Annotated in this window: 12 protein-coding genes; 8 read left to right on the top strand and 4 right to left on the bottom strand. The window is 71.0% G+C overall.

The window, feature by feature from the left end; all coding sequences use genetic code 11:
* Positions 1-77 precede the first annotated feature (77 nt).
* Complete coding sequence (locus ABD714_RS18830; RefSeq protein ID WP_344813987.1) at positions 78-1,406, top strand: glycosyltransferase 87 family protein; 1,329 nt, start codon at positions 78-80, stop codon at positions 1,404-1,406.
* Here ABD714_RS18830 and ABD714_RS18825 read toward each other — a convergent pair.
* The 3 genes from ABD714_RS18825 to ngcE are packed head-to-tail and all read right to left on the bottom strand — an operon-like array spanning position 1,354 to position 4,654.
* Positions 1,354-2,250: a carbohydrate ABC transporter permease gene (locus tag ABD714_RS18825; protein WP_344813986.1), complete on the bottom strand. Its 897-nt coding sequence runs from the start codon at positions 2,248-2,250 to the stop codon at positions 1,354-1,356. The two genes, ABD714_RS18830 and ABD714_RS18825, sit on opposite strands and share 53 nt — an antisense overlap.
* Complete coding sequence (locus tag ABD714_RS18820; RefSeq protein ID WP_344813985.1) at positions 2,250-3,242, bottom strand: carbohydrate ABC transporter permease; 993 nt, start codon at positions 3,240-3,242, stop codon at positions 2,250-2,252. Before ABD714_RS18820 ends, ABD714_RS18825 begins: the two co-directional genes overlap by 1 nt.
* The gene (gene ngcE / locus ABD714_RS18815) at positions 3,239-4,654 is read right to left on the bottom strand and encodes an N-acetylglucosamine/diacetylchitobiose ABC transporter substrate-binding protein (RefSeq protein ID WP_344813984.1); all 1,416 of its coding nucleotides are present in this window, start codon (positions 4,652-4,654) and stop codon (positions 3,239-3,241) included. Before ngcE ends, ABD714_RS18820 begins: the two co-directional genes overlap by 4 nt.
* Before the next feature lie 238 nt (positions 4,655-4,892).
* On the opposite strand from ngcE, the gene ABD714_RS18810 reads away from it, so the two are divergent.
* From ABD714_RS18810 to ABD714_RS18795, 4 genes are all read left to right on the top strand, one after another.
* A complete protein-coding gene (locus ABD714_RS18810; RefSeq protein WP_344813983.1) occupies positions 4,893-5,864 on the top strand; it encodes an N-acetylglucosamine kinase in 972 nt (323 codons plus the stop codon).
* 105 nt (positions 5,865-5,969) lie between these two features.
* Entirely contained in the window at positions 5,970-9,845 is a 3,876-nt protein-coding gene (locus tag ABD714_RS18805) for a multifunctional oxoglutarate decarboxylase/oxoglutarate dehydrogenase thiamine pyrophosphate-binding subunit/dihydrolipoyllysine-residue succinyltransferase subunit (protein WP_425562419.1), read from the top strand.
* A 17-nt stretch (positions 9,846-9,862) separates the two neighbouring features.
* Positions 9,863-10,039 carry a DUF6104 family protein gene (locus ABD714_RS18800; RefSeq protein WP_344813981.1) on the top strand — a complete coding sequence of 59 codons (177 nt, stop codon included), beginning with the start codon at positions 9,863-9,865 and terminating at the stop codon, positions 10,037-10,039.
* A gap of 325 nt (positions 10,040-10,364) precedes the next feature.
* Positions 10,365-11,027 (top strand): slipin family protein, encoded by a 663-nt coding sequence (locus tag ABD714_RS18795; RefSeq protein WP_344813980.1) that lies wholly within the window; start codon positions 10,365-10,367, stop codon positions 11,025-11,027.
* 100 nt (positions 11,028-11,127) lie between these two features.
* On the opposite strand, the gene ABD714_RS18790 is transcribed toward ABD714_RS18795, so the two are convergent.
* Positions 11,128-12,099, bottom strand: coding sequence for a zinc-binding dehydrogenase (locus tag ABD714_RS18790; protein WP_344813979.1), 972 nt, complete (start codon positions 12,097-12,099; stop codon positions 11,128-11,130).
* Positions 12,100-12,154: 55 nt separating this feature from the next.
* On the opposite strand from ABD714_RS18790, the gene galK reads away from it, so the two are divergent.
* From galK to ABD714_RS18775, 3 genes are all read left to right on the top strand, one after another.
* On the top strand, positions 12,155-13,318 hold the full coding sequence (galK, locus tag ABD714_RS18785; protein WP_344813978.1) for a galactokinase: 1,164 nt from the start codon (positions 12,155-12,157) through the stop codon (positions 13,316-13,318).
* 799 nt (positions 13,319-14,117) lie between these two features.
* Positions 14,118-15,251 carry an NAD(P)H-binding protein gene (locus tag ABD714_RS18780; protein WP_344813977.1) on the top strand — a complete coding sequence of 378 codons (1,134 nt, stop codon included), beginning with the start codon at positions 14,118-14,120 and terminating at the stop codon, positions 15,249-15,251.
* A complete protein-coding gene (locus tag ABD714_RS18775) occupies positions 15,251-16,564 on the top strand; it encodes an NAD(P)/FAD-dependent oxidoreductase (RefSeq protein ID WP_344813976.1) in 1,314 nt (437 codons plus the stop codon). Before ABD714_RS18780 ends, ABD714_RS18775 begins: the two co-directional genes overlap by 1 nt.
* Positions 16,565-16,618 lie beyond the last annotated feature (54 nt).

The raw sequence follows: 16,618 nt of genomic DNA, 5'->3' as shown, positions 1-16,618 counted from the left end.
GATCGAGCTGACGTCGACGCACCGACCCGGCTCGTCGATCACCGTGACCACTGGCGTTCGCCCGCTAATCTGCCGGGGTGTCCAGCCCGCGCTCCGCTCCGCCACCTGCCGCCCGCTCCGGCCTGATCGGCTGGTGGGAGGCCCACCGTGGCGGAGGGACGGTCATCGTCACCTGGCTCGTCACCCGAGCGCTGATGCTCGGCATCCTGGCGGTCTTCGAGTCCTTCATCGTGGGCGACGTCTTCTACTACCACCGCAAGATCGTCGGGCTGTTCGAGGTGGGTCTGCCCGGCACGCTGATGGAGTACCCGACCCCGGTGGTCTGGATCCTGACCCTGCCGTACGCGGTGGGGCTCGGCGGCGAGACCGCCTACCTGGTCGCCTTCATGATCTTCATGCTGGTGCTCGACGCGCTGTTCACGTACGCGGTGTGGCGCTCCGGTGGCCGACGGCACGACGCGGCCGTGGACTTCTGGATGCTGTTCGTGTTCCTGATCGGGCCGCTGAGCTACGTCCGCTTCGACATGATCCCGGCGGTGCTGGCCGGCGGGGCCCTGTTGGCCGCGCGCACCCGACCCTGGGTGGCCGGGGCGCTGACCGGCCTCGGCGCGGCGATCAAGCTCTGGCCCGCCCTGCTGATCCCCGCCCTGCTGGCGGACCGGGAGCGTCGCAAGCCGACAGCCATCGGCTTCGTCGTGGTCGGTTTCGGACTCGCCCTGGTGAGCCTGCTCACCGGCGGGCTGACCCGGCTGTTCTCCCCGCTCACCTGGCAGTCCGGCCGCGGTCTGCAGATCGAGTCGGTGTGGGCCAGCCCGCTGATGCTGGTGCGGATGGTCTCCCCCGACAGGTGGGTGGTCGACATCTCCCGCTACCAGGCGTACGAGATCTTCGGTCCCGGCGTGGGGCTGTGGCAGACGGTCAGCGACGTGGCCACGGTGATCGGCCTGGTGACCATCGTGGTGCTCTGGGTGCGGGCCTTCCGGATGCCCGGCGGGGTCACCCCGATCGCGGTGGCGCTGGTGGTGCTGGCCACCGTGGCGGTGGTGATCATCACCAACAAGACCCTCAGCCCGCAGTACCTGCTCTGGATCGGCGGGCCGGTCGCCGCCCTGCTGCTGCTTCGCGCAGACGACGCCGGCTCCGGCTCCGGCGACGTGCGCCGGTGGATCGTCCGCCTCGGCGTCGCCGGGCTGGTGCTCGCCGGGCTGACGCAGCTGGTCTACCCGCTGCTGTACGACGGCTATCTGGGCTTCACCGACACCGCCGGTCTGGTGCTGTCCACGGTCGTCACCGCCGCCCGCAACCTCTGCCTGCTGGCCTTCACAGTGGTCTGCCTGGTGCTGGCCTGGCGGACTACTTCATCGTCCCCTGCGACACCGAGCCCTGCAGCTGACGCTGGAAGATGATGTAGACGATCAGCACCGGCGTCACCGTGATCACCACGGCGGCGAACAGCGCCCCGAAGTCGACGGCGTAGCCGGCCTGGGAGGCGAAGGCCGCCATCCCCTGGCTGAGCACGTAGTTGTCCACGTTGGTGTTGATCGCCACCGGGATGAGGAACTGGTTCCACAGACCGAGGAAGTTGAAGATCGCCACCGAGGCGAACCCGTTGCGGGCCATCGGCAGCATCACCAGGAAGAACGTGGCCCACTCCCCCGCCCCGTCCAGCGACGCCGCCTCCGAGATCTCGTACGGCAGCGTACGAAAGAAGGCGAACAGGAAGAAGACGGTGAACGGCAGCGCGAAGGCCACGTAGGTCAGCGACAGCCCGGGCAGGGTGTTGAGCAGCCCGAGGTTCCGCAGGGTGAAGAACAGCGGCACGATGGCCAGGAAGATCGGGAAGGTCAGCCCGGCCAGCATCAGGTAGTAGATGGCCTTGCTGCCGGGGAACTCGAACCGCGCCAGGACGTAGGCGCACATGGCGCCGAGGACCATCACGATGACCAGCGCGGTGCCGACCACCACCACCGTGTTGACGAAGTACTTGCCGATCCCGGCGGTGGTCCAGGCGTTGACGTAGTTCTGCAGGTTCAGCGCCGACGGCAGCGAGAACGGTGAGGAGAAGATCTCCCTGGTGGTCTTGAACGACGTCATCAGCGTCCACAGCATCGGACCGATGACGATCACCGACCACAGGATCAAGATGCCGTGGGAGACGCCGAGGAAGGTCTTCTCACCGGCGCTGGTCGTCGACGTGCGCTCGGGGAGCGGCTCGATCGTCGTGGGGTGGTCCCGGGTCACGGTGCTCATCAGCGGGTGACCTCCTTCCCGCCCAGCAGCCGGTTGACGGCGAAGACGAGAGCCGAGAACAGCAGGGTCACGGCAGCCAGCACGACGCCCATGGCGCAGGCGAGCCCGAACTGCCCCTTGGTGAAGGCCGTGGTGAACAGCTGCTGGGCCATCACCAGGGTCGAGTTGTTGGGGCCGCCGCCGGGGTTCAGCGCGGCCATGTAGACGAACGCGTCCAGGGCCAGGATGCCGAGGTAGATGTACGCGGTCTGCACGTTGTCCCGGATCAGCGGCAGGGTGATCGAGGTGGCGACCCGGAACCGGCCGGCACCGTCGATCCGGGCGGCTTCGAAGATCTCGGCGGGCACGTCCTTGATCGCGGCCACGAAGAGCACCATGTAGAAACCGACCATGCTCCAGACGATGACGAAGATGGTGGCGGCCATGGCGGTGCGCTCGTCGCCCAACCAGGGGAACGAGGCGAAGACGTCGAAGCCGAGACCGGTCAGGATGCCGTTCAGCAGCCCGTTGCTCGGGTCGTAGATCTGGCTCCACATGATGCCGATCACGATGGCCGGGATGACGTAGGGGAAGAAGGAGACGGTGCGGTAGAAGCCGGAACCCCGCAGACCGCGGGTCTGGCCCTTCATGGTGCCGCCCACGGTCAGCAGCGAGGCGAGCGCGAAGCTCAGCACCAGCGTGACCACCGGCAGCACGACGGCCAGCACGACGTTGTTGCGCAGCGACTTCATGAAGATGTCGTCGGTGAAGATGCGCTGGAAGTTGCGCAGCCCGACGAAGTTCTGCTGCGGACTGAACCCGGTCCAGTCGGTCATGGAGTAGTACACGGCCTGGGCGAACGGCGACACGACCAGGACGATGTAGATGGCCAGCGGCAGTCCGAGGAAGACCACCATGAAGCTGATCTTGTCGAAGGTCCAGCGGCCGGCGCGCCGCCGCCGGGCGGGGACGGTGTCCCCACCCGGCAGCGGCTGGGTGACCGTAGCGGTCACTTGATCTCGATCTTCGTCACCGAGCTGTCGTTCGCCACCTTGTCGGTGATGCCCTGCAGTCCCTTCGTCAGGTCGGCCACCGAGGACTTGCCGTCGAGGAAGGTGTTCCACAGCACGAGCTGGTCCTTGTTCATGCCGTAGTAGTCGACGAACTGCCAGGAGAAGATGTTCTCCCCCGCCGCGCTCAGCATCGTCGTCTGCGACACCAGCGCGGTGGAGCCGAAGCCGTCGGCCGGCACGGTGTCCTTGACCACGGTCGGGGCCAGCTTGGTCTTGGCGAAGTTGGTCGCGGCCTCCTTGGACAGCATCACCCGCAGCAGCTCCTTGCCGCCGGCCACGTTCTTGCCCTGGCTGGGGATCACGAACGGCTCACCGGCTGCGCTGTGCAGGGCCTCGTACGGCAGCTTGCTGGACGAGTCGACAGTGGGCTCGGGCGCCCCGGTCATCTTGAAGCCGTCCTTGGTCTGGTCCTTCATCTCGTTCTCGATCCAGGAACCCGACGGGTAGAGCAGCGCGTCCTGGTCGTTGCTCCACTGCGACTGGGCCGCGGTGAACTGGGTGCCCGAACCGCCCGGCTTGAACATCTTGGCGTCGATGATCTTCTTCATGCCGGTGAACACGTCCTGGACGGCCTGCTGAGACCAGCAGTCCGACTTGAGGTTCTCCAGCGACAGCCGGACCTCGTCACCGCCCTGCTTGATCGCCGAGCAGATGGCCAGCGTCTGGTAGTAGGTCGCGGCCTCCTTGCCCCAGACGAAGAGGAACTTGTCCTTCTCCTTGGCCTTCATCCCCAGCTCGTACGCCTCGTCCCACGTCTTCGGCGGGGTCCAGCTGTTCTCCTCGAACAGCGACGCCGAGTACCACAGGGCGTAGACGGTCAGCGCGTAGTTGATCGCCGCCAGCTTGCCGTCGAAGGTGCCCGGCTCGAGCACGCCACCGAAGAGCGTGTCGCGGATCGTGGTGCCCTCCACGTTCGGCGCGTCGATGACCGAGGTCAGGTCCTCGAGCTGGGCGATGATCGTCGCGATGCCGATGTTGCCGGCGCCGGAGTTGTCGATCAGGTCGGGCGGGTCCCCGGCCACGAAGCGGGGCTGCAGCTCCTGCGCGATCTGGGTGGACGGCGAGACCTTCACCGTCACGCCGTCGTGCAGGGTCTGCATCTGCTTGGCGGCGAACTCGACGTAGTCGATGCCGTAGCCGCCGTTGAAGATGACCGCGTCGACCGCGCTGCTCGCCGGCACGCCGAACGGGTTGTCCGCCGAGACCGCACCGGTCTCCTGGGTGGCGGGGGTGTCGCTGCCCCCGCTCGCCGCGCACGAGGCGAGCGACCCGGCCAGCGGGGTGATCGCCGCCGCGGCCAGCGCGAACTTCAGGAACTGCCGACGCTGCAGAGGCGTCTTGTCGATCGTCATCGAGATGTGTGCCTTTCGTCACCGGTGCGCCGAGGCGCACGTGGGATGTGGTACTCCCGAGGGAGCGGACCTGTCCGGAGCGTTCTCCGGGCCGGGTGATGACGGAGCGAGCCGGGCCCGCAAGTGAGAAACACCTAAGCACATGTTTTGCGGTTGTGCAGTATCTGACCCGAAAGTTGCACAAAACTGCAACATGACGGTGATCTGACGAGGTTCGGACCAGAAGAGGAGGAGAACCGTGAGCGAAGTTGCACCGCCCCACCTGCTCCTGGGAGCCGACGTCGGTGGCACCGCCACCCGGGTCGCGGTGGCCACCGCGGGCGGCGAGGTGCTGGGGGTCGCTGCCGGACCGGCGGGCAACCCCAACAGCGTCGGTCCGGAGGAGTCGGCCCGGCGGGTCCGGGCCGCCGCCGAACAGTGCCTGGCCCGGGTCGGGGAGGGCGCGGCGGAGCGCGTGGTCGCCGCCGTCATCGGACTGGCCGGCGGGGCCCGCGCCGACGACGCGTACCTGACCGCCACCCGACCCGCGGGTCTGCCGGTCCAGCCGCGGTTGGTCTCCGACCTCGCGGTGGCCTTCTCCTCGGCCACCCCGGCCCCACGGGGCTACGTCCTGGTGGCCGGGACCGGCGCGGTGGCGGGTCGCATCGACGCGGGTGAGCTGCGGGAGCGCCGGGACGGCTGGGGCTGGCTGCTCGGGGACGAGGGGTCCGGCTACTGGCTGGGCCGCGAGGCGGTCCGGGACACGCTGACCCAGCTGCAGTCCGGCACCCCGTCGCTGGGAGCGTTGGCCGCGGCGGTCGTCGAGCGCCTGGGGACCCGGGACCCGGTGGCCGTCGTGCAGGCCTGCTACGCCCAGCCGCCGGTGTGGCTGTCCACGTTCGCCGAGCTGGTGGCCCGCCACGCCGACGACCCCGCGGCGATCTCGATCGCCCACCGGGCGGCCGGTCACCTGGTGCACCTGCTGGTGGACCTGGCCCCCGCACCGGACCAGCCGGTGGTCCTCGCCGGCTCGGTGGCGACCCGCCCCGGCCCCGTCCGCGAGGCGCTGTGGGCCCGTCTGGACGCGGCACTGGACAACCCGCGGCTGACCGCCGAGAGCGGTCTGGTCGGGGCTCTGTGGCTCGCCACCGGCGAGGCGTTCGCGGTCGACGACACCGTCCACGGCCGACTCGCCCGGTCGATAGGTCGGACCAGCGGCACGCTGGTATGAGGTTTTCGGTAGTCTGGACAGACGACGCGGGCGGGCCCCTTTTTTTCGCGGTGGCAGGGGCCCTCGCCCACCAGACCGCGACGGAAGAAGGCGATTGTGGCCCCCGTGCCCGACCCATCCAGCTCCACCCAGACCGCCACAGACGCTCTAGCCGAGGAGTTCGGCGCCAACGACTGGCTGCTGGAGGAGATGTACGAGCAGTACGTCTCCGATCCCGACTCGGTGGACCCGAGCTGGGCGCAGTACTTCACGACCCACCAGCTCGGCGGCTCCGCCAACGGCTCCGGCGGCACCAGCACGGGCCCGAACGGGTCCGGGGGGCAGGGGAACGGCGCGACCACGCGCCCGGCGGCGCCCGCGGCCGCCACCGCCGCACCGAAGGCGGCTCCCGCCAAGCAGACGGCCCCCGCCAAGCAGACGGCCCCCCCGGCGTCGGCCCCGAGCACGCCGGCCCGGCCGGCGCCCGCCGCTCCCGCTGCGGCCGCCAAGCGGCCTGCCACCGTTGAGCAGCCGACGGCGAACAAGAACGCCCGACCCACCGCCCCCGGCAACCGCGGCGGGGTCCCGGCCGATCCGCCGAACCCGGCCAACCGGCCCACCGTGGACCTGGAGGAGCCGACCCGTACGGTGCTCCGGGGCGCGCCCGCCCGGACCGCCAAGAACATGGACACCTCGCTGACGGTGCCGACCGCCACAAGCGTCCGGTCCCTGCCGGTGAAGCTGCTGATCGACCAGCGCGTGGTGATCAACAACCACCTGCGTCGGGCCCGTGGCGGCAAGGTGTCGTACACGCACCTGATCGGCTTCGCCATGGTGCAGGCGCTGAAGACGCACCCCGCCATGAACAACGGCTACGAGGTCGTCGACGGCAAGCCCACGATGGTGGTGCCCCGGCACATCAACCTCGGGCTGGCCATCGACATGCCCAAGCCGGACGGCACCCGTCAGCTGCTGGTGCCCAGCATCAAGAGCTGCGAGAACCTCGACTTCGCCCAGTTCTGGTCGGCCTACGAGGAGATCGTCAAGAAGGCCCGGTCGAACTCGCTGACCGTCGAGGACTTCCAGGGCACCACCATCACCCTGACCAACCCCGGGACCATCGGCACCAACCACTCGGTGCCCCGGTTGATGAACGGCCAGGGCGCGATCATCGGCGTCGGGTCGATGGACTACCCGCCGGAGTTCCAGGGGTCGGACCCGGACAAGCTCTCGCAGATGAGCGTGTCCAAGGTGATGACGCTGACCTCGACGTACGACCACCGGGTCATCCAGGGCGCCGGCTCCGGTCAGTACCTGGCCCGGCTGCACGCCCTGCTGCTCGGTGAGGACGGCTTCTACGACGACGTCTTCTCCGCGCTGCGCATCCCGTACGAGCCCATCCGCTGGGCCCAGGACCTCAGCGCCGACCACGAGGACCAGGTCTCCAAGCAGGCGCGCATCTTCGAGATGATCAACGCCTACCGGGTGCGCGGGCACCTGATGGCCGACACCGACCCGCTGGAGTACCGGCAGCGCAGCCACCACGACCTCGACGTGCAGACCCACAGCCTGACGCTGTGGGACCTGGACCGGGAGTTCGCCACCGGCTCGTTCGCCGGCGGCCAGGGCCTGATGAAGATGCGCAAGATCCTGGGCATCCTCCGCGACTCCTACTGCCGCACCATCGGCATCGAGTACATGCACATCCAGGAGCCCGCCCAGCGCAAGTGGATCCAGGACCGGGTGGAGCGGCCGCACGAGTCGCTGCCGCGCGAGGAGCACCTGCGGATCCTGGACAAGCTGAACGAGGCCGAGATCTTCGAGACGTTCCTGCAGACCAAGTTCGTCGGTCAGAAGCGGTTCTCCCTGGAGGGTGGCGAGGCCACCATCGCCCTGCTGGACGAGGTGTGCGAGCAGGCGGCCAACCACGGTCTGGAAGAGGTCTGCATCGGCATGCCGCACCGTGGTCGGCTGAACGTGCTGGCCAACATCGTGGGCAAGAGCTACGCCCAGATCTTCCGTGAGTTCGAGGGCAACATCGACCCGCGCACCGTGCAGGGCTCGGGCGACGTGAAGTACCACCTGGGCGCCGAGGGCAAGTTCACCGCCCTGAGCGGCGCGACGATCAAGACGTCGGTGGCGGCCAACCCCAGCCACCTCGAGGCGGTCAACCCGGTGCTCGAGGGCATCGCCCGCGCCAAGCAGGACATCCTGGACCGGGGCAACGAGTTCCCGGTGATGCCGGTGCTGATGCACGGGGACGCCGCGTTCGCCGGCCAGGGCGTGGTTGCGGAGACCCTCAACCTGTCGCAGCTGCGGGGCTACCGCACCGGCGGCACCATCCACATCATCGTGAACAACCAGGTGGGCTTCACCACCTCCCCGACCGAGTCGCGGTCCTCGATGTACTGCACCGACGTGGCCCGGATGATCCAGGCGCCGATCTTCCACGTCAACGGCGACGATCCCGAGGCCTGCATCCGGGTGGCGCGGCTGGCCTTCGCCTTCCGGCAGGAGTTCAACAAGGACGTCGTCGTCGACATCATCTGCTACCGCCGTCGCGGTCACAACGAGGGCGACGACCCGAGCTTCACCCAGCCGCTGATGTACGACCTGATCGAGAAGAAGCGGTCGACCCGCAAGCTCTACACCGAGGCCCTGATCGGTCGTGGCGACATCACCATCGAGGACGCCGAGGCGGTGATGACGCGCTACCAGCAGCGCCTGGAGAGCGTCTTCCGCGAGGTGCGGGACGCCGGTCAGTCCGACCACAAGAACCCGTTGCAGATGGTGCCGGCCTACCCGAGCAAGGAGGCCGCGCCCCACGGCACCGCCGTCTCGCTGGAGACGCTGAAGAAGATCGCCGACGCCCACACCAGCTTCCCCGACGGGTTCAGCGTGCACCCGAAGGTGATGCCGCAGCTGCAGCGCCGGGCCGCCGCCATCACCCAGGGCGGCATCGACTGGGGCACCGCGGAGATCCTGGCCCTGGGCTCGCTGCTGATGGAGGGCCGCACGGTCCGGCTGACCGGTCAGGACAGCCGGCGCGGCACGTTCGTGCAGCGCTTCGCGTCGGTGGTGGACCGCAGGACCGGCGAGTCGTACGTGCCGCTGAAGCACCTCGACGACGACCAGGGCAAGTTCCACATCTTCGACTCGCTGCTCAGCGAGTACGCCGCGATGGGGTTCGAGTACGGCTACTCGGTGGCCCGGCCCGACGCCCTGGTCCTGTGGGAGGCGCAGTTCGGCGACTTCGCCAACGGTGCGCAGACGATCATCGACGAGTTCATCTCGTCCGGACAGGCGAAGTGGACCCAGAAGTCGGGGGTCACGCTGCTGCTGCCGCACGGCTACGAGGGGCAGGGGCCCGACCACAGCTCGGCCCGGATCGAGCGGTTCCTGCAGCTGGCGGCCGAGGACTCGATCGCCGTCGCCCAGCCGTCGACCCCGGCCAGCCACTTCCACCTGCTGCGCCAGCACGCGATCGGCGAGCGACACCGCCCGCTGGTGATCATGACGCCGAAGTCGATGCTGCGGAACAAGCAGGCCGTCTCGCAGCCGGAGGACTTCATCGAGGACCGTTGGCGCCCCGTGCTGGCCGATCCGCAGATCACCGACGCGGGCGCCGTCCGCCGGGTGATCCTGTGCTCGGGCAAGGTCCGTTGGGACCTCACCACGAAGCGGTCCCAGCTGGACCGCTGGGACACCGCGATCATCCCGGTCGAGCGGCTCTACCCGCTGGCCGCCGAGGAGATCGGCGCGGAGCTGCGCAAGTTCGCCAACGTCGGCGCCGAGCTGCTCTGGGTGCAGGACGAGCCCGCCAACCAGGGGGCGTGGCCGTTCATGGCGCTGAACCTGATCAGCGCGCTCCGAGCGGCTGAGCCGAGCCAGCAGTGGACGGTCACCCCCATCACCCGGCCCGCCTCGTCGGCGCCGTCGGTGGGGTCGGCCAAGGTGCACGAGGCTCAGCAGCGCGAGCTGCTCGAGTCAGCCTTCCGCTGACTCGGAGCAGGGGCGCGATGTACTTCACCGATCGAGGGATCGAGGAGCTCGAGGCACGCCGGGGTGACGACGAGGTCACCCTGGCGTGGCTCGCCGAGCAGCTCAGGTCCTTCGTCGACCTGCACCCCGAGTTCGAGGGCCCGGTCGAGCAGCTGGCCACCTGGCTGGCGCGGCTCGACGACGAAGAGGACTGAACGGCACCGGGGCCGGGCCACCGCGGCCGGCGGGAAACCCGTCGCGCGGGCGCGGTCGCGCGCCGTACGCTCGGCGAGCCCGGATCAGCGGTGACGGTCGGCGCTGCCGATCCAGATGCCGCATGTCGTACCCGGGCTCTGGTGGCAGCTCCGGCTGGGTACTGGGTTCGAGTCCCAACGCGACGGGTCTCGTCCGCCGACGTCACCGGTACGCCGCTCTGCGGCACCCGCGGTCCGGTCGACGCGGGCTGCCCCGCGCCGTGCCGGGTCGGCGGACGAGGTCCGTTTCGGGACAGCGTCGGCGGGAGCCGTGAGGAGGGTCGAGATGGGTGTGTTCACCATCGTGGTCGAACGCCACGAACGGGCACTGGTCGTCCGCGACGGCACTGTCGCGCGGGTGCTCGGGCCCGGTCGTCACCGGCGCGAGCGCCGGTCCGTCTACGAGCACGTCGACGTCCGGGAGCGGATCACCGGCGTGGCCGCCCAGGAGGTGCTCACGGCCGACACCGTCTCCGTGAAGGTGTCCGCGGCCGTCCGCTGGCAGGTGCTCGACCCGGTGGCCTACACCGCCGTCGCCGACGCCGAAGCGGTCGTCTACCTCGCCGTCCAGATCGCCCTCCGGGACGAGCTGGCCACCCGCGAGGTGATGGACGTCGTGCGTTCCGGCCGGTCCGACGTCGGCCCGGCGCTGCTGGCGGCGGCTCAGCCGGCCGGAGCCTCGGTCGGCATCGCGGTCGACGACGTCGTGATCAAGGACATCGTGCTGCCGGCCGAGCTGCGGTCCGCGTACGCCGACCTGATCACCACCCGGCAGCGCGGGCTGGTCCAGCTGGAGGCCGCCCGGGCCGAGAGCGCCGCGTTGCGGTCGATGGCCAACGCGGCCAGGCTGCTCGACGAGCACCCGGCGCTGGCCCAGCTGCGGATGGTCCAGGCTGCTACGTACGGCAGCACGCTGGTGGTGGACACCGGTCGGCGACCGGCGGAGTGACGTGCCGGTGATCCCCGGCCGGTGACCTCTGGCCGTGGCCTTCGGGCGTGACCCCCCGGCCGGTGACCCCGGCCGGTGACCTTCGTGAGCGGCTCGGAGGTCAGGGTTCGAGGACCACCTTGCCGAAGACCTCGCCGGCGGCGAGCGCGGCGAGGCCGGCGGCTGCGTCGGACAGCGGCAGCACCCGATCGACCAGTGGTCGCAGACCCGTGCTCTCCACCAGCTGCAGCACGGCAGCCAGCTCGTCACGGGTGCCCATGGTGCTGCCGACCACCTGCAGCGGCTTGAAGAAGATCTTGGTCAGCTCCGCCGACGGCGGTTCGGCACCGGACGTGGTGCCGACGGTGACCAGCCGGCCCCCGGGCCGGAGGGCGTTGACCGAGTGCGACCAGGTGGCGGCACCCACGCTGTCCAGCACCGCGTCCACCCGCCCGGGCAGGCGCTCCCCCGCGGCGAAGACACGGTGGGCGCCGAGCTCCAGGGCCCGCTCGCCCCGCCCCGGATCGCGGGAGGTGACCCAGACCCGCAGCCCGGTGGCCCGACCGATCATGATCGCGGCGGTGGCCACCCCTCCCCCGGCGCCCTGGACCAGCACGGAGTCCCCGGGCCGCAGCCCGGCCGCGGTGAACAGGGCCCGGTACGCGGTCAGCCAGGCCGTGGGCAGGCACGCGGCCTCGGCGAACGACAGGGCCGCCGGTTTGGCGACGAGGTTGCGGGCCGGCACCCGGACCGTCTCGGCCAGGGTGCCGGGATGGCGCTCCGAGAGGAGCGACCGGCGGGGGTCGAAGGTCTCGTCCGGGCCGGTGTAGGTCGGGTCGTTGATCACCGCGTGGACCACCACCTCGCGGCCGTCGTCGGTGACTCCGGCCGCGTCGCAGCCCAGGATCATCGGCAGTCGGTCGGCCGGCAGGCCCACCCCACGCAACGACCACACGTCGTGGTGGTTCAGGGCGGCCGCGCGGACCTGCACCGTCACCCAGCCGTCAGGCACCGGGGGCGGCTCGATCTCCCCCACGCGGAGCGCGGACAGCGGGTCCTGCGCGTCGGCGGCGACGGCGTACGCGGCGAGCATGGACTCACCCTAGTGGCGTGCCGCGCGCCTCCCGGGACTCGCTACAGTGCGGGCCATGGACTCCCAGCCCGCCGCACCCGCCGACGTCGACGTCCTCACCCGGGCCTACACCGACCTGGTCGGGCGGGCTCCGGCCGGGGTCTGGGCGGCGCCGGGTCGGGTCAATCTGATCGGCGAGCACACCGACTACAACGACGGCTTCGTGATGCCGTTCGCGCTGCCGCAGCGCGTCACCGTGGCCGCCGGCCGTCGCGACGACGACACCTGGCGCGTCCGGTCGCTCAACGGCAACCTGACCGAGACCTTCGACCGCGCGGACCTGGTGCCCGGGATGGACGGCTGGCAGGCGTACGTGGCGGGCGTCGTCTGGGCCCTGGACGAGGCCGGTCACCGGGTCGGTGGAGCCGATCTGGTGCTCACCTCCGACGTGCCGATCGGGGCCGGATTGTCGTCCTCGGCCGCGCTGGAGTGCGCCACCCTCGCCGTTCTCGCCGACCTCGACGACCTGGTGATCGAGCCGATGGAGCGCGCCAAGCTGGCCCGCCGAGCGGAGAACGCCTTCGTCGGCGCACCGACCGGGCAGATGGACCAGGCCGCCTCCACCTTGTGCGAGGCCGGCAACGCCCTGTTCTTCGACTGCCGCAGCTTCGACGTCGAGCAGGTGCCGCTCGACCTGGCCGGGGCCGGTCTGGAGCTGCTGGTCCTGGACACCCGCACCCCGCACGCCCTGGTCGACAGCGAGTACGCCGCCCGCCGGCAGAGCTGCGAGGACGCCGCGGCCATCCTCGGGGTGTCGGCGCTCCGCGACGTCCCCGACCTGGAGTCCGCGCTGGCCCAGCTGGACGACGAGGTGATGCGACGCCGGGTCCGCCACGTCGTCACCGAGAACCAGCGGGTCCTGGACGCGGCCGAGAGGCTCCGCGCCCAGGACTACCGGGGACTGGCGCCGCTGCTGGACGCCTCCCACGCCTCCATGCGTGACGACTTCGAGATCACCGTGCCCACTGTCGACCTGGCCGTCCGGGTCGCCACCGAGGCCGGCGCGCACGGGGCGCGGATGACCGGTGGAGGTTTCGGCGGCTGCATCATCGCCCTGGTGGACCAGGGCCGCTCGGACGCGGTGGCCCTGGCCATCGCCGAGGCCTTCGAGGCTTCGGGCTACGGACCGCCCGCCCACTTCGTCGGCGTACCGTCGGCCGGAGCCCGCCGCCTGCGCTGACCTTCGCGTCCGAACACGCACGCACAGCCGACCGCCGGATGCCGCCCGCGAGTCGGAGACGGTCAACCGGACGGGCGACCTGCCGCCGGATGCCACCCGCGAGTCAACAACGGTCAAACCGGACCGCCGACCTGCCGCCGGATGCCACCCACGAGTCAACAACGGTCAACCGGACGGCCGACCTGCCGCCGGATGCCACCCGCGAGTCAACAACGGCAAACCGGACGGCCAACCCGCAGCCGGATCCCACCCCCGAGTCGACAACGGTCTACCGGACGGGCGATCTAGAGCCGGATGTCACCCGCGCGTCAGAAACGGTCAACCGGACGGCCGACCGACCGCCGGATGCCGCCCGCGAGTCGGAAACGGTCAACCGGACGGCCGACCTGCCGCCGGATCCCACCCGCGAGTCGACAACGGTCAAACCGGACCGCCGACCTGCCGCCGGATCCCACCCCCGAGTCAACAACGGCAAACCGGACCGCCGACCTGCCGCCGAATGCCACCCGCGAGTCAACAACGGCAAACCGGACCGCCGACCTGCCGCCGGATGCCGCCCGCGAGTCGACAACGGTCAACCGGACCGCCAACCCGCAGCCGGATACCACCCCCGAGTCGACAACGGTCAACCGGACCGCCAACCCGCAGCCGGATACCACCCCCGAGTCAAGAACGGCCGACATGCGTCGGCGTGTGCCGGCCGGTGACCGGCGGCACCGGTCCCGCTCCGCGTATCAGGTGACGTCTCCCCTCCCTCCCGGTGTCATCGCGTTCGCGCGCCGACCCGGAGGAGCCCACCGTGACTGCACCCGTACCCGTCGCTCCGCCGGCGACGTTCGCGTTCCTCGTCCATCCCCGGGCCGACGTCGCCGCCGACATGGCCCGGGTCTGGCGGCCGCTGGGCCTGGTGCCGGAAGGCGTCTGGCGGTCGGCGCTCCGTCATCTCCCCCTGCCGACCCTGCCGCTGGCCGGTGTCCACCGGCGGATGCCGGGGTCGGCCGGGTCCGGTGACGTGAACGACAGTCCGCTCGGTCACGTCCTGGTGGTCCCGGTCGGCGCCCGACAGCTGCTCTGCGAGGACCGCCGCTGGGTGATCGGCAAGATCGAGCAGGCGGTGGACCACGCGGTCGAGCTCGGGGCGTCGGTGGTGGGGCTGGGCGCGCTGACCGCACCGGTGACAGCCGGCGGGCGGCTGCTCCGCGAGCGCCCGGGCGTGACCTTCACGACCGGGAACGCCTTCACGGCGCACCTCACGGTCGAGGCGCTGCGGCGGCTGCTGCCGGCCGCACCGGGTGGACACGTCGCCGTCGTGGGTGCCACCGGCAGCGTGGGCTCCTGCGTGGTGAGGATGCTGGCCGACGAGCCGCTCGGCACCGAGGTCACCCTCATCGCCCGGGAGCCGAAGCGATTGGCGGCCCTGGCCCAGGAGGTGACGGCCACGCTGACCAGGAACGGAGAGACGCTCACGGTCCGCACCGCGCGGACCATGGACGCGGTGCGGCGGGCGGACCTGGTGGTGATCTTGACCTCGGCCGCGGATGCGCTCCTGCGCTCGGAGCATCTCAAGCCCGGCGCCGTCGTCCTGGATGACACTCAGCCGCGCAACACCGATCCGACCCTCGCCACGCACCGTCCCGATGTCCTGGTCGTCGACGGCGGGGTCGCCGCCGTACCGGGGATCGACGTCCGTGGAGACATCGGACTCCCCCGCGGACTCGCGTACGCCTGCCTGTGCGAGACGATGCTGATGGCGCTCGAAGGACAGCGGGCGCACGCCGTCGGGACCGCCGACGTCGCTCACGCGCGGCGGATGCGGGACGCCGCCCGACGGCACTCCGACCTCGGCTTCACCCTGGCCGAACCGGCGCTGTCGTTCGGCCGGCCCGTGCCCTGGCCCACGGCGGCACCGGTGCTGCTCGGCCGGGTCGGCTGATGGTCACCGATGTGGTGGTCCTCGGCGGTGGCTACACCGCCGTGTGGGCCGCCCGCCGCCTCCGGCACGCCCTCGGCCCGGCCGGCGGCTCGCGCGTGCGGGTCACCGTGGTGTCGGCGAGCCGGAGCCACGCCTTCCACGGCTGGACCGCCGAGGTCCTCACCGGACACGTCCGGCTCGAGCGCACACTGACCCCGCTCACCGATCTGCTCCCCGGCGTCCGCGTCGTCACCGGGACGGTCGAGTCGGTCGACCTGGACCGGCGGGTGGTCACCGTCGTCGGGGTGACGGGGATGACGCAGCTGCGGTACGACCAGCTGGTGCTCGGCGTCGGCAGCCGCGACGCCACCGAACCGGTCCCGGGCCTGCACGCGTACGCCCACTCGACGAAGGGCGAGGGCGCCCTCGAGGCGCTGATCGACCACCTCGACGCGGTCGTGGCGCGCGCCGCCGCGACCCCGGACCCGCTCGAACTGGCGAGGCTGCTCACCGTGCTGGTCGCCGGCGGCGGGTTCGCCGGCGTGGAGACCGCGGTGGCGGTCCAGCAACGACTCGACCGGCAGGTGCGGGGGCGGCGGCTCGGCGTCGGGATACGACCTCGGGTCGTGCTGGCGCACGCGGGCCCGACCCTGCTGCCGGGACTGCGGCCGCAGCTCGACCGGGTGGCCGATCACGCCGCCGCTCAGGTCGCGCTGGCCGGGGTCGAGGTGTGGTGCGGCGGTCGGCTGACCGCGGTGACGGCCACCACGGCGCACGTGGAGGGCCGAGCAGCGCTCCCGATCGGCACCGTGGTGACCACGCTCGGACAGGTGCCGGTGGCCCTGCCCGGGACGGAGATGCTGGCGCGGGACCCCACCGGTCGCCTCGTGGTCGACCAGTACCTGCGGGTGCGCGACGCCGCCGGAGTGGTCGACGGCGTCTGGGCGGGCGGCGACGTCGCCGCCGTGCCGCACCCGGCGGGCACCGGCTCCTGCCCGGCCAGCGCTCTCTGGGCGATCTACCACGGGGAGCGTGCAGGGGCGAACGTCGCCCTGGCACTGCGCGGAGCGCCGCCCCGCCCCTTCCGCTTCCCCGGGCTCGGGCAGGCGGCGAGCTTCGGGGTCGGCGTGGGCTCCGCCGAGCTGGCCGGGGTGCCGCTCCTCGGCCTCTCTGGCTGGCTCGCCCGTTGGGTGCTGTTCCACTACTACATGCCCTCCCGGCCCGTCGCCCTCCGCACCGCCCTGGACTGGTTCCGGCCGAGCCGGCCGATCCCGCCCGCGAGCGAGGCGCCGACCCTGTCCGGTCAGACGAACCGTTCGCGAGCCGCCGCGTAGCGGAGCAGCGGGTGACGACGAGACCGACCATATTTCGATCGGGTTCCAGTGCTG

The sequence above is a fragment of the Microlunatus aurantiacus genome (assembly GCF_039536605.1).
Lineage (GTDB): Bacteria > Actinomycetota > Actinomycetes > Propionibacteriales > Propionibacteriaceae > Microlunatus > Microlunatus aurantiacus.
The sequence above is the reverse complement of the archived record's forward strand: the minus strand, read 5'-3'. Positions and strand labels throughout refer to the sequence as shown.

Excerpts from the sequence above, each read along its gene's own strand:
- ABD714_RS18790 (WP_344813979.1), bottom strand. The coding sequence starts at position 12,099 with ATGCTCGCCGCGTACGCCGTCGCCGCCGACGCGCAGGACCCGCTGTCC.
- ngcE (WP_344813984.1), bottom strand. The coding sequence starts at position 4,654 with ATGACGATCGACAAGACGCCTCTGCAGCGTCGGCAGTTCCTGAAGTTC.
- ABD714_RS18775 (WP_344813976.1), top strand. The coding sequence starts at position 15,251 with ATGGTCACCGATGTGGTGGTCCTCGGCGGTGGCTACACCGCCGTGTGG.
- ABD714_RS18825 (WP_344813986.1), bottom strand. The coding sequence starts at position 2,250 with ATGAGCACCGTGACCCGGGACCACCCCACGACGATCGAGCCGCTCCCC.
- galK (WP_344813978.1), top strand. The coding sequence starts at position 12,155 with ATGGACTCCCAGCCCGCCGCACCCGCCGACGTCGACGTCCTCACCCGG.
- ABD714_RS18800 (WP_344813981.1), top strand. The coding sequence starts at position 9,863 with ATGTACTTCACCGATCGAGGGATCGAGGAGCTCGAGGCACGCCGGGGT.
- ABD714_RS18795 (WP_344813980.1), top strand. The coding sequence starts at position 10,365 with ATGGGTGTGTTCACCATCGTGGTCGAACGCCACGAACGGGCACTGGTC.